An 11,690-nucleotide genomic window follows, 5' to 3' on the forward strand; every position below is an offset into this window, starting at 1 on the left:
TATTATGGCAAAATTTTCATAAAAAAGGAGATCACTCAATATGAATATAATCGACTTACATTGTGATGCGCTGCTAAAGCTCCAAGAAGCAAGAGGAACACTAAGATTTGCAGATGCAACGGAGTTACAAACTAATAAAACTCGATTACAGCAAGGACAAATAAAGGTTCAGTGCTTTGCTATTTTTATAGAACCCGAAATTAAAGGAGACCAGAAATTTCAGGTGGCACTTGAACAAATTGATTATTTTTACAAAGAAGTGCTCGGAAGAAATCCGGACATGGTACATATCAAGGAATGGTCTGATTTTGACCGCTTAAAAATTGGCCAAATTGGAGCAATGCTGACACTCGAAGGGGTAGACGCCATTGGCAACGATTTAGCCAAACTGCATATTCTTTACAGGTTAGGGGTCCGGTCAGTAGGGTTGACCTGGAATCAAGCAAACCTGGCTGCAGATGGAGCAGGAGAACCCCGCGGAGCAGGACTAACTCTTTTTGGAAAAGAAATCGTTGAGTTTAATAACGAGCATCAGATCCTTTCAGATGTTTCCCACTTAAGTGATAAGGGGATCTGGGAGGTCATTGAGCTTGCCAAGTATCCAATTGCGAGCCATTCTAATGCAAGAGCACTTTGCCATCACCCACGTAACTTAACAGATGAACAGGCGAAAGCGATGTTTGCCAAGGGGGGACTCATTCATGTGGTGTACCATCCACCATTTGTAAAAGAATCTGGAGAGGTGAAAATTACTGACCTAGTGAAACATATTGATCATTTTTGCTCGTTGGGCGGGGTGAAGCAAATTGGCTTAGGCTCTGATTTTGATGGAATTTCAACCTTTATTACGAATCTAGAAGATGCCTCTAAGAGCCAAAATTTAATTAATGAGCTATTAAAGCATTTTTCAGAGGACGAAGTGAAAGGCTTTGCTTATGAAAACTTCCTTAATCACCGCCCAGGGATTAAGCGATGAAGGCAAGGGGTGCCGGAATACTCATTGGCAAGCTGCCAACGGGTGGAAAGAACTGTATCACGGATGTCGCTGGGGTCTTGGTTGGCCATGTGACGTTGGATTTTCCACTTGAAGAAAGTGGAAAGGAGTATGCCTGTACGGGAGTAACAGCCGTTTTACCGCATAGCGGCAATTTGTTTAGTGAAAAGGTAACGGCAGCAAGTTATGTCATTAATGGATTTGGGAAAACGACAGGACTTGTGCAGGTGAATGAATTAGGCGTACTCGAATCGCCGATTATGTTAACGAATACCTTTGCTGTTCCTGCTGTAACGCAGGGAGTGCTGGAGTACATGCTCCAAAAAACCCCGGAAATTGGCGACACAACTGGGACAATCAACATAGTAGTAGGTGAATGCAACGACAGCTACCTAAATTCTATAAGACTTTTCCCAGTAAAACCAATGCATGCAATTGAAGCAATCAAGAATGCGACTACCCGTCAAGTGATGGAAGGGGCCGTTGGTGCCGGAAAGGGCATGATGTGCTTTGGCTATAAAGGCGGAATTGGTTCCTCCCGTATCGTTGACGACTACACGGTCGGATGCCTTGTTCTAAGTAATTTTGGGAAAAAAGAGGAGTTGCAGAGATATCGCTATGCTGGCGGAGAAGGGTTATCTGAAACTTCGGATGGTTCTATAATTCTTGTACTAGCAACAGATGCTCCGCTAAGTGACCGGCAATTACAACGGCTAGCCAAACGCTGCGGGATTGGTCTTGGTCGTACCGGCAGTCATTTTAGTCATGGCAGTGGGGATATTGTCATCGCTTTTTCAACGGCTCAAAAAATAGCTCATTTTTCAGAGGATGTACTTGAACCCCGAGTACAGCTTCGTGAGGAACATCCAATAATGAATCTACTATTTACGGCTGCTGCCGAAGCTGCAGAAGAAGCCATTCTAAATTCACTGTCTCAAGCTGTCACAACAAGTGGGAGATTGGGACGAGTGGTCAATCAGATTAATTTTTCAATAGAGGAGTCGTAACTTTGTATCTTACTATAAAGGAAACAGCAGAATATCTAGAGATGCCAGAGGCAACCGTTAAAGGTCTCATTCAACAAAAGAAAATCCGCGCCGTTTTTGATGGAGAGCAGTACCTGATCAACAAAGACCAATTCAGCACCCATTTAAAACAATTAGAAAAATACAAGGAGCTAATCGAAGAAATCCTAAACGAACCCATCCCAGAAAGCATCGACGTCAAGGATGAGGATTGATATTTGGTGTCTTTTTTTGGTGTCAGCCACCATCCGTGGACACTGTCCGTTCTGGGAGGACACTTATGTCATTGGGACAATGGTGAGGTGATATGATGAATAATATTTTTCTTAAGAGGGTGTACGAATCGTATGATGATACGGATGGCAGTCGGATTTTGATTGACCGACTGTGGCCGAGGGGTATATCTAAAGAAGCGGCGAGATTGTCTTTTTGGTTTAAGGAGATTGCTCCAAGCAATGAGCTGCGGAAATGGTTTTGTCATAAGCCAGAATTGTTTGATGAGTTTCGAAAGCAATACCTTAATGAACTTCAGTCTGATGAACAAAAGCAGCAGATGATTGAGCAAATCATTGATTTAAGTACGAAAGATAGTGTTACACTTCTGTATGGTGCAAAGGATCCTGTTTATAATCATGGAGTAGTTTTGTACGAAGAATTAAGTAGAATTATTGGATCATGATAAACAAACAATAAGAGGTGCCATTCGCATCTCTTTATTTTTTAAGCTCGTTTCGTAAACTTTATTGCTCTCTGTACTTTTTTATTCCTGATTCAATGGCAAGTTTGGACAGAGTTAGCAAAAAACAGCGAAACACTGTCAGAAGGTAAGGCAACTTCTGACAGAGTTGGCGGAAAAAAGAGAAACACTGTCAAAAGGCAAGGCAACTTCGGACAGAGTTGGCGGAAACCAGAGAAACACTGTCAGAAGGTAAGGCAACTTCGGACAGAGTTGGCGGAAAACAGCAAAACACTGTCAGAAGGTAAGGCAACTTCGGACAGTGTTGGCAGAAACCAGCATGGCACTGTCAGAAGGTAAGGCAACTTCGGACAGAGTTGGCGGAAAAAAGAGAAACATTGTCAGAAGGTAAGGCAACTTCTGACAGTGTTAGCAGAAACCAGAGAAACACTGTCAGAAGGTAAGGGCAACTTCGGACAGTGTTGGCGGAAAAAAGAGAAACATTGTCAGAAGGTAAGGCAACTTCTGACAGTGTTAGCAGAAACCAGAGAAACACTGTCAGAAGGTAAGGTAACTTCGGACAGTGTTGGCGGAAACCAGAGAAACACTGTCAGAAGGTAAGGCAACTTCTGACAGAGTTGGCGGAAAAAAGAGAAACACTGTCAAAAGGCAAGGCAACTTCTGACAGTGTTAGCAGAAACCAGAGAAACACTGTCAGAAGGTAAGGCAACTTTGGACAGTATGGAAGAAATTAATCAAGTCAAAAGTCGGCAATGGAAAAGCTAAGTAATGAATAACAACAATTTTTGCGAAAAAAGCCTTAAATGACATACAAAAACACAGAGAAAAAATGTGCCAGGCTTCCTAGTAAGATAAAAATATGAAAAATTTCGTGGAAACCTAAGTATTTCGTTTCTAGGAACTTCGGTTTTGCCCCGTATATGACCCCGCCAATTGTATAAAAAATCCCCCCGAGTATTAGTAATACTAAGCCCATTGGGTTTATGCTACCTGTTAGTGGAGAAAAAACAAAAACAATCATCCAGCCCATGGCAATATACAATGCAGTAGAAATCCAGCGCGGGCAAGTAAACCACACCATTTTAAACACAACCCCACTAATCGCAACACTGGAGATGATCGAAAATAAAATGGCCCCCGTTTTTCCGTTCAAACTGATAAAACAGAATGGGGTATATGTTCCAGCAATCAGTACAAATATCATTGAGTGGTCAAGCCGTCTCAAAAAAGCAATTACTTTTTCATTAGCCATAACCATATGATAGGTGGCCGAAGCGGAATAAAGCAGGATCATGCTAACTCCGAAGATGATGACTGCAGTAATAGCCAGTGGGGAGGGATCCGTTATAGCGGTTTTGATGACCATTGCGAGGAGTCCAACAAAGGCCAAAACTGCTCCAGCTAAGTGAGTCAGTCCATTAATGGGTTCACGAATATAATTGTTCATATTTTAATTCCTCCTGACACAACATGTAGTTTCAATAACTACTTATAATGATACCTATGTAACTTTACCTAGTCAACAACTATTTATTTAGGTATAATGAAAAATATTATAATAATGATCGGGGTTTTCGGATGGAACATATTAACCAAATTATTAACCAGCTTGGCTTGGAGACGAATTTAACTTTGGATGAGATTCCAAAGATTGATTTATATATGGATCAGGTCATTCAATTATTTGAAAGTAAATTTAACGAAACAAAGCGGAATGAAGACGAAAAGATCCTCACAAAAACAATGATCAACAACTATGCAAAAGGAAAGTTAATTTTTCCAATTCAAAATAAGAAATACTCTAGAGAGCATCTTATTTTAATCAGCCTGATTTACCAGTTAAAAGGGGCACTTTCGATTAATGATATTAAGGTGACGCTAGATGGGATCAATAAGAAGATTGTAAAAGAGGAGTTAGATGTTGAATCTTTTTATACCAGCTATCTTCATTTAACCAGCCAAAATGCAAACGATTTTAAAGAAGATATCGAGCAAAGAGTGAAGGAAGTAAAAGAAGAGATTACGCAAACACAGAAGGAAGATTCTGCATATCTCGAACAAGTGTTGATGATTTCCTCACTTGTACATATGAGCAACTTGTATCGACGAGTGGCAGAAAAGCTTGTGGATGAATTAACGGTGGAGAGAGTAGAAAAGGAAGGAAAGCGCCATAAATAATTATGACGCTTTTTTCAGTATGTTAGCTGCTTCTCACATACATTCTCAATAGTAAAATCAAGAAGACCTCGTCCAACATCTATTGGCTTTGGAGTTGAAGCTTGGGTTTTCATATTTGTTACTTTAATGGAATCAGCTCGGTTTTCACCACCATAAACCTTTAAATCTGCACCAGCATGCTTAAACCCTTGAAACGAGAGGTTGTTTAGCCGCACATTTCTAGCTTGATATTGTACTGCAATGATAGGATTTCCTTTATAGTCATAGTCAGGATCCCCCATCAAGGTAAAATGATGGACCACGACATTTTTATAAGCAGAGATCACCATGCCGCGTGGAGCGGACTCCTCATATAAATCTGTAAATACGGGTGCGATGGTGGCAAGGTTTACCGCTACAATATTAAATGCCGTCTGCGATTCCGCATCGGAAATTTTATGGTGTCCAATGTGACGGAAGTTAAACGACCGGTTATCGTTCACAGAAATATGGCCGATGATGACAACATTTGAGGCTGCCGATGAATTTTGATGAGCTTTAATTTCCACCCCGCCAAAGCATCTTGTAGATGAGTTATTCACCAGCAGAACATTACGTGAACCATCATCAATTTCGATCCCATTTGAATTGGAGTGCCCTTTTTGATGGGCTCGTCCACTTGGGTCACACATATGGGAGTTAGAAATCCAAATATAATCACTATGATGAGTGGTAATCCCATCATCCCCAAAGCCATAGCCCGTCACCTGATCGAGCCAGACATATTTAGTGCCACCACGTGCACGGTAGCCATCACCAGCGTAATTATACAGAGTGGAGGAGATATCAAAGCAATGAAGACCAGGATTGATCCCTTCCACCTTCTTAACCCAAGCGTAGGTCACGTTGGCCAAAGTTAAACAGCTTGAATGATTCCCCCAAGTACTGGTTTTTACTGCGTCACCTAACCTCTTCACGTTCCAGTCCAGACTTACTCCTTGGACGAGTAGATGGTGGTTTCCTTTCCAGTGATTTGCGTTGGTGATCAGCCTTGTTCCTTTTGAAGCCTGATGGTCGAGCTTAATCGTTGTTACTCCTTTACCAGATCCCTCAAGCCAGGTCCATGAAGGCAGACGAATTCCTTTTGTTAAAAAAACTCCCGGTGGCACAATAACTTTTACACGCCCTTCTCCAATCGCCCTTTTAAAAGCTGAAGTACAATCCACTTTTCCATCCCCGACTGCACCAAAATCTACGACATTTACTTCACGGTCTATCACTTTTTTCATTTGGTTGTATTCTATATCTAGCGTATCCTTCCAGTCAGGAAATACCTCGCCTTTATTATCCACTATGATCCTAGTTGGCTCCAAAAGACTTGAAGGTTTTGAGAGTAGACGGAATAAAACTTCTGTGATTTTATCCTTATAACCAACTGATTGTGAAGGTTTTTTATTTGGAAGAGGAACAAACTCTTCGCTCAAACTCTGCTGAAATAATTCTTCTGCCTCCCTGACTACTTCTCGATAATCCAATTGCCTTCCCGTAATTGTTGCAAGCAATTCAGCATTCTTCCGTGGATCATGCGTTTTATCCAAGCTAATCATTCAATTCACTCCTAGTGGACTCCTTATTCGTATTATACCCTCCAACGATAGAAAGCCCTCCACTTTCGGTTTGTGGAGGGCAAGAGTTTATATTTTGCTTATGTGATATTCACAAATAGGTATTTATATAATGAGTCCGGCGACTAGAAGAGAAAAAGGAAAGAGGCTGACGAAAAGAATCCGTGCGAAACTTACTTTACCGTATAATACAACTGTTCCAATTTGATGATCCCAAGTGGATCTTCCATTCTTTTTCAAATCAAAATATGAAAAATAAAAGCAAATGAAATTAATTAAGGGGACACCAAATCCCATTCCAGCTGCAGTGACAAAGATACTTCGCTTAAAGGCTGTAACAAAATCAATCCGTTCACCATTGACCATTCGAAGCCGCGCATTGAGTATTGTTTTTCCGAGGGTATTTCCAAAAATTGAAAGGATGGAGGCCTCCACTAGAACATAAAGAACTAGGCTGAGTATAAAAATGGTGATTCCTGATGACTCAAGGATAAATCTTGGAGAAAAGACGGACACAAAGGTAATAAGAAATAATGAAAACAAAGAAAGATCAAAAAATCTTGCAAGATAACGGACAATGGGTCTTCCTTGGGGATATGTTTCTTTTTTGATTTCCTCCCAATTACCGGCTAAATTAACCGGAGAGACCAAGTTGGAGTCAGGAAATAGGTTAAGACTTTTCATCGTTTGCCAGCCTTCTAGTTCCTTTGTCCATATGAACGATTCTGCGGTTAAAATTCCTTGTTCAAACATTTTTTTCAATTCAAATATTCCTACAGGTCCATGTTGTTGATGATCTCGAATATAAAACCATGCATTTCCTTCTGACGGTTCCATTTAATCACCCCTAATCAGGTAAATTATACCACGATAGGTTTCAAGCGGATTTTCATATGGGTATATAAGTATGAACAGTTTTTGACACTTTCGGGACAGGACAAGGGATAATTTTTTCTAATGGAAAAATACTAACAAATGTTCGGAGGTGGAATGAATGGAAAAACAGGATTTTGAAAAATTATATGAAGAATATAAGCAACAAAGTGAGCAAACCGCAATGAAAGAGGCAAGTCAGACTAGTTCTGATGGTAAAGAAGCATTTGTAGCCGTAAGAAAAAATGATGACGGCGATATTATCGCTTTTAAGACAAGCAGTGGGAGAGAGTTGGATTATTTAACAGCCTTGGATGAAGCGAAGTCAGGAAAGTTAGCCCATGTTGATGTCTTTCATAAATATGGAAGAGATATTATCAGAAGTGAACCTGATGGCATAAAGGAAAACAATTTAGATCATTTACCGGAATTTTAAAGGGGGATATCATGCATTGGTATGAAAAGTTAAATCAATATTTTCCAGTGGAAGAAATGAAATCAAGAGAACATATGGAAACTCTACTTAAAGAACGCGCTGAAATCTATCATAAAAATGAAGGGCCCAACCATGTTTTGATGTATGTGGAACTGGATAATTTCATTTTTATCGATTATTTATTCGTTTCGAAAAATGCCAGGGGCCAGGGACTTGGTCATAAGCTTTTGCAGATGTTAAAAGAAAAGGGAAAACCTATCATCCTAGAAGTAGAACCAGTAAACTATGAGGATAGTGATACCGGGAAAAGGTTGCATTTTTATAAGCGAGAAAAATTTGAGCATGCTACGTCGATTGGTTATGAAAGAAGGTCACTGGCAACCAATGAAATTAACCGTATGGAAATTCTCTATTGGGCACCAAATGATGAATCAGAGGAAATGATTTTTGAAGCGATGAAAAAAACATATGACATGATCCACACCTATAAGGATAAGCATTTCTATGGTGAGTCGTACCAGCCGGTAGAAGATGTACTTACCTATGATGAGGAAACGGATAATAAAAATATTTTAGATCATATCTAAAAATGAGCCTGGATCTCCAGGCTCATTCAAATTAACGAACTAATTCATATTGTTTGATTTTATCTTCATAGGTTAAAGTAACCCCAATTTCGTCCCAACCGTTAAGCAGCATTTGTTTAGGATACGGAGCGATATCGAAAGTCATCTCGAATCCCGAGTTATCAAACACTCTTTGTTCCTCAAGACTGACCGTTAGCATGTAGCCCTCAGCTTCAGCGTTTTTCATTATGGTTTGTACCTGTGCTTCACTTGCCTGAATGGCTAGAATCCCATTTTTTACACAGTTATTTTTAAAAATATCAGCGTAGCTTGGTGCGATGATTACCTTAAAGCCAAAATCCTGCACTGCCCATGGTGCATGCTCACGGGATGAGCCGCAGCCAAAGTTCTCACCGGCAACTAAGATAGAGGCACCCTGATATTTTGACAAATTCAATGGGAAATCAGGCCGTAGATTCCCAGCATCATCAAATCGCCAATGATAAAAGAGGTATTGACCAAAGCCACTGCGTTCAATTCGCTTCAAAAATTGCTTCGGAATAATTTGATCCGTATCTACATTAGACCTGTTTAATGGACAAACAAGGCCTTGGTGAATGCGTAGTGGTTCCATATGCTACATAACCTCCTGAGCAGTAAATTGACGGACATCAACAAAATGACCTGCAACTGCAGCAGCTGCAGCCATTTCTGGACTGACCAAATGGGTCCGTGCGCCATTTCCTTGACGCCCTTCAAAGTTTCGGTTAGAAGTGGAGGCACAGCGTTCGCCTGCAGGAACGATATCATCATTCATCGCTAAACACATACTGCAGCCGGCCTCTCGCCATTCAAATCCTGCCTCTTTAAAGATTACATCCAGGCCTTCCTTCTCTGCAGCCAGTTTTACACTAAACGAACCGGGCACCACGATAGCGGTAACAGAAGGGCTAACCTTTCTTCCGCGTACGACTTCAGCCGCTTTTCGTAAGTCGCTTAACCTGGAGTTTGTACACGAACCAATGAAAACATGGTCAATTTTAACGTTGGAGATCGGTTCTCCAGCCGTAAGTCCCATATATCCAAGAGCACGGTTAATTTCATCTCGCTCGCTTGGTCTTTCAACATCATCTGGACTTGGAACATTAGCTGTTACAGGAATGCACATGCCAGGATTTGTTCCCCAAGTAACCTGTGGCTCGACTGCCGCTGCATCAATTTCAACCACTGCATCATAAACTGCGCCTTCGTCTGTTGCAAGTGATTGCCACTTAGCTACAGCTTCTTCAAATGCTTCACCTTGTGGCACATGACGGCGTCCTCGTAAATACTCAAACGTAGTTTCATCAGGAGTGATCAAACCCGCTCTTGCACCAGCCTCAATCGACATATTGCAGACAGTCATCCGCTCTTCCATAGACAAGGCTCGAATCGCTTCACCTGTGTATTCCATCACATAACCCGTTCCAAATTGGACTCCAAATTTGCCGATGATGGCTAAAATTAGATCTTTGGCTGTTACACCAACCCCAAGATTGCCGTTTACTTTTACATTAAGAGTTTTTGGCGGTGCCTGCCAAAGCGTTTGGGTGGCAAGTACATGTTCCACTTCACTTGTGCCGATCCCAAAGGCAAGAGCTCCGAATGCACCATGTGTAGAGGTGTGGCTATCCCCGCAGACGATCGTTTTTCCTGGCTGGGTGAGGCCAAGCTCAGGACCGATGACATGGACAATACCATTATCGGGATGATGAATGTCAGCAAGTGTAATACCGAATTCCTGACAGTTTTCCTGTAAGGTATCGATTTGCTTTTTAGAGATTGGGTCATTAATGACAAGACGTTGTCGGGTAGGAACATTATGATCCATAGTTGCGTAAGTAAGGTCCGGACGACGGACTTTGCGTCCATTTATACGTAAGCCCTCAAATGCTTGAGGAGAGGTCACTTCGTGTACGAGGTGTAAATCGATATATAATAAATCCGGTTTTCCTTCTTCTTGATGGACCACATGCTGTTCCCAAATTTTTTGGATAATATTTTTTGGTGTTTGCATAGCTTCCTTCCTCACGTTCATAGATTTTTGATGTTGAAAAATTTGCAGGAAATCCGCCAGGCAATCGTTGAAGAACAAGCCTGACGGATTCTGCTTTACCTATCAAAAATAACAGCTGGCGATACACTTAGATGCGTTTTGCGATTTAATGTAATCTACAATCAGTTTTGTCATTTCTACTGTGCCTACAAGGCGCCCATCTGTCACTTGGAGATCCCCCGTATGGAAGCCTGCATCGAGTACAGACTGAACCGCGTCTTCAATGACCTTCGCTTCATCATCCAATTGGAAGGAATATCTAAGCATGAGAGCAGCCGATAAAATCATCGCAACTGGATTAGCCACTCCTTTTCCAGCAATATCTGGAGCAGAGCCATGAACAGGTTCATAAAGGCCAACCCCATCTTCACGTAAGCTGGCAGATGGAAGCATGCCGAGCGAACCGGTTAGAACGGATGCCTCATCACTTAAGATGTCTCCAAAAAGATTCTCGGTAACAATGACGTCAAAGTGAGTAGGGTTCGTAATCAATTTCATTGCCGCTGCATCAACTAACAAATGTTCAACTGCAACATCCGGATATTGAGCCTTTTTCTCCTCGACCACTTCGCGCCATAATTTACTCGATTCAAGGACATTTGCCTTGTCAACAGAAGTTAAATGACCGCGCCGCTGCTGTGCAGCTTGGAAGCCTTTATCTACAATTCTTTCAATCTCTTTACGTGTGTAAGCAAGTGTGTCTACTACCGCGTTTCCGTTATCACGGCGTTCACTTGGTGTCCCGAAGTAAAGGCCGCCAGTTAATTCACGTACAATAAGGAGGTCACTGCCAGATACCACTTCTTCCTTTAATGGTGATGCATGGAGGAGATTTTTAAATCCTTTGATTGGCCGTAAGTTTGCATATAAATCAAGGACCTTACGAATGCCAAGCAAGCCACGTTCTGGACGTAAATGGGAAGGGTTCTGATCCCATTTTGGTCCGCCTACTGCTCCAAGTAATACTGCATCTGCCTGTTTACAAGCATCAACGGTTGATTCTGGAAGGGGAGTGCCGTATTGATCAATGGCTGCTCCTCCGATTTCATGGGTCTCAAAGCTGAAAGAATGATTATATTCTTCTGCTACGGCACTTAATACTTCTCTTGCTGAATGAATGACTTCCTTACCGATTCCGTCACCAGGAAGTAAGACAATATGTTTTTTCATTAGAGCAACCTCCTCATTTTTTGTAAAATAAAGGCGCGATTATACGCCCTTG

The 11,690-nt window shown here is 41.5% G+C and carries 13 protein-coding genes; 7 read left to right on the forward strand and 6 right to left on the reverse strand.

What is annotated here, in order from left to right; genetic code table 11:
- Positions 1-40: 40 nt before the first annotated feature.
- The 4 genes from ABES03_RS11760 (at position 41) to ABES03_RS11775 (ending at position 2,698) form a co-directional block, all read left to right on the forward strand.
- Positions 41-976 (forward strand): dipeptidase, encoded by a 936-nt coding sequence (locus ABES03_RS11760; RefSeq protein ID WP_430117473.1) that lies wholly within the window; start codon positions 41-43, stop codon positions 974-976.
- The gene (locus tag ABES03_RS11765; RefSeq protein WP_430117474.1) at positions 973-2,001 is read left to right on the forward strand and encodes a P1 family peptidase; all 1,029 of its coding nucleotides are present in this window, start codon (positions 973-975) and stop codon (positions 1,999-2,001) included. Before ABES03_RS11760 ends, ABES03_RS11765 begins: the two co-directional genes overlap by 4 nt.
- Positions 2,002-2,003: 2 nt before the next feature.
- Positions 2,004-2,234: an excisionase family DNA-binding protein gene (locus tag ABES03_RS11770; protein ID WP_430117475.1), complete on the forward strand. Its 231-nt coding sequence runs from the start codon at positions 2,004-2,006 to the stop codon at positions 2,232-2,234.
- A gap of 95 nt (positions 2,235-2,329) precedes the next feature.
- Positions 2,330-2,698, forward strand: a complete 369-nt coding sequence (locus ABES03_RS11775; RefSeq protein WP_430117519.1) for a DUF488 domain-containing protein — start codon at positions 2,330-2,332, stop codon at positions 2,696-2,698.
- An 817-nt stretch (positions 2,699-3,515) separates the two neighbouring features.
- On the opposite strand, the gene trhA is transcribed toward ABES03_RS11775, so the two are convergent.
- Complete coding sequence (gene trhA / locus ABES03_RS11780; RefSeq protein WP_430117476.1) at positions 3,516-4,163, reverse strand: PAQR family membrane homeostasis protein TrhA; 648 nt, start codon at positions 4,161-4,163, stop codon at positions 3,516-3,518.
- 131 nt (positions 4,164-4,294) lie between these two features.
- On the opposite strand from trhA, the gene ABES03_RS11785 reads away from it, so the two are divergent.
- Positions 4,295-4,894, forward strand: coding sequence for a DUF1836 domain-containing protein (locus ABES03_RS11785; RefSeq protein WP_430117477.1), 600 nt, complete (start codon positions 4,295-4,297; stop codon positions 4,892-4,894).
- A 14-nt stretch (positions 4,895-4,908) separates the two neighbouring features.
- Here ABES03_RS11785 and ABES03_RS11790 read toward each other — a convergent pair whose 3' ends face one another.
- Together ABES03_RS11790 and ABES03_RS11795 are read right to left on the reverse strand one after the other, a co-directional pair.
- Positions 4,909-6,480, reverse strand: a complete 1,572-nt coding sequence (locus tag ABES03_RS11790) for a glycosyl hydrolase family 28-related protein (protein WP_430117478.1) — start codon at positions 6,478-6,480, stop codon at positions 4,909-4,911.
- A gap of 123 nt (positions 6,481-6,603) precedes the next feature.
- Positions 6,604-7,335: an RDD family protein gene (locus ABES03_RS11795; RefSeq protein WP_430117479.1), complete on the reverse strand. Its 732-nt coding sequence runs from the start codon at positions 7,333-7,335 to the stop codon at positions 6,604-6,606.
- A 220-nt stretch (positions 7,336-7,555) separates the two neighbouring features.
- On the opposite strand from ABES03_RS11795, the gene ABES03_RS11800 reads away from it, so the two are divergent.
- Positions 7,556-7,807, forward strand: a complete 252-nt coding sequence (locus ABES03_RS11800) for a DUF3892 domain-containing protein (RefSeq protein ID WP_430117520.1) — start codon at positions 7,556-7,558, stop codon at positions 7,805-7,807.
- Between the two features lie 11 nt (positions 7,808-7,818).
- On the forward strand, positions 7,819-8,394 hold the full coding sequence (locus tag ABES03_RS11805; protein WP_430117480.1) for a GNAT family N-acetyltransferase: 576 nt from the start codon (positions 7,819-7,821) through the stop codon (positions 8,392-8,394).
- Between the two features lie 31 nt (positions 8,395-8,425).
- Here the strand turns inward: ABES03_RS11805 and leuD are convergent, their stop codons facing one another.
- From leuD to leuB, 3 genes are all read right to left on the reverse strand, one after another.
- A complete protein-coding gene (gene leuD / locus ABES03_RS11810; protein ID WP_430117481.1) occupies positions 8,426-9,007 on the reverse strand; it encodes a 3-isopropylmalate dehydratase small subunit in 582 nt (193 codons plus the stop codon).
- A gap of 3 nt (positions 9,008-9,010) precedes the next feature.
- Positions 9,011-10,429 carry a 3-isopropylmalate dehydratase large subunit gene (gene leuC / locus ABES03_RS11815; protein ID WP_430117482.1) on the reverse strand — a complete coding sequence of 473 codons (1,419 nt, stop codon included), beginning with the start codon at positions 10,427-10,429 and terminating at the stop codon, positions 9,011-9,013.
- Positions 10,430-10,531: 102 nt separating this feature from the next.
- Positions 10,532-11,638 carry a 3-isopropylmalate dehydrogenase gene (leuB, locus tag ABES03_RS11820; RefSeq protein ID WP_430117483.1) on the reverse strand — a complete coding sequence of 369 codons (1,107 nt, stop codon included), beginning with the start codon at positions 11,636-11,638 and terminating at the stop codon, positions 10,532-10,534.
- Between the last annotated feature and the right edge of the window lie 52 nt (positions 11,639-11,690).

This window comes from Neobacillus rhizosphaerae (assembly GCF_050477885.1).
Lineage (GTDB): Bacteria > Bacillota > Bacilli > Bacillales > Cytobacillaceae > Neobacillus > Neobacillus rhizosphaerae_A.

What these genes read in the sequence shown, in the direction of transcription:
- ABES03_RS11760 (WP_430117473.1), top strand. Translation starts at nt 41, where the DNA reads ATGAATATAATCGACTTACATTGTGATGCGCTGCTAAAGCTCCAAGAA.
- ABES03_RS11805 (WP_430117480.1), top strand. Translation starts at nt 7,819, where the DNA reads ATGCATTGGTATGAAAAGTTAAATCAATATTTTCCAGTGGAAGAAATG.
- leuC (WP_430117482.1), bottom strand. Translation starts at nt 10,429, where the DNA reads ATGCAAACACCAAAAAATATTATCCAAAAAATTTGGGAACAGCATGTG.
- ABES03_RS11800 (WP_430117520.1), top strand. Translation starts at nt 7,556, where the DNA reads ATGAAAGAGGCAAGTCAGACTAGTTCTGATGGTAAAGAAGCATTTGTA.
- ABES03_RS11790 (WP_430117478.1), bottom strand. Translation starts at nt 6,480, where the DNA reads ATGATTAGCTTGGATAAAACGCATGATCCACGGAAGAATGCTGAATTG.
- ABES03_RS11775 (WP_430117519.1), top strand. Translation starts at nt 2,330, where the DNA reads ATGAATAATATTTTTCTTAAGAGGGTGTACGAATCGTATGATGATACG.
- trhA (WP_430117476.1), bottom strand. Translation starts at nt 4,163, where the DNA reads ATGAACAATTATATTCGTGAACCCATTAATGGACTGACTCACTTAGCT.
- ABES03_RS11765 (WP_430117474.1), top strand. Translation starts at nt 973, where the DNA reads ATGAAGGCAAGGGGTGCCGGAATACTCATTGGCAAGCTGCCAACGGGT.
- leuB (WP_430117483.1), bottom strand. Translation starts at nt 11,638, where the DNA reads ATGAAAAAACATATTGTCTTACTTCCTGGTGACGGAATCGGTAAGGAA.
- ABES03_RS11795 (WP_430117479.1), bottom strand. Translation starts at nt 7,335, where the DNA reads ATGGAACCGTCAGAAGGAAATGCATGGTTTTATATTCGAGATCATCAA.
- leuD (WP_430117481.1), bottom strand. Translation starts at nt 9,007, where the DNA reads ATGGAACCACTACGCATTCACCAAGGCCTTGTTTGTCCATTAAACAGG.
- ABES03_RS11785 (WP_430117477.1), top strand. Translation starts at nt 4,295, where the DNA reads ATGGAACATATTAACCAAATTATTAACCAGCTTGGCTTGGAGACGAAT.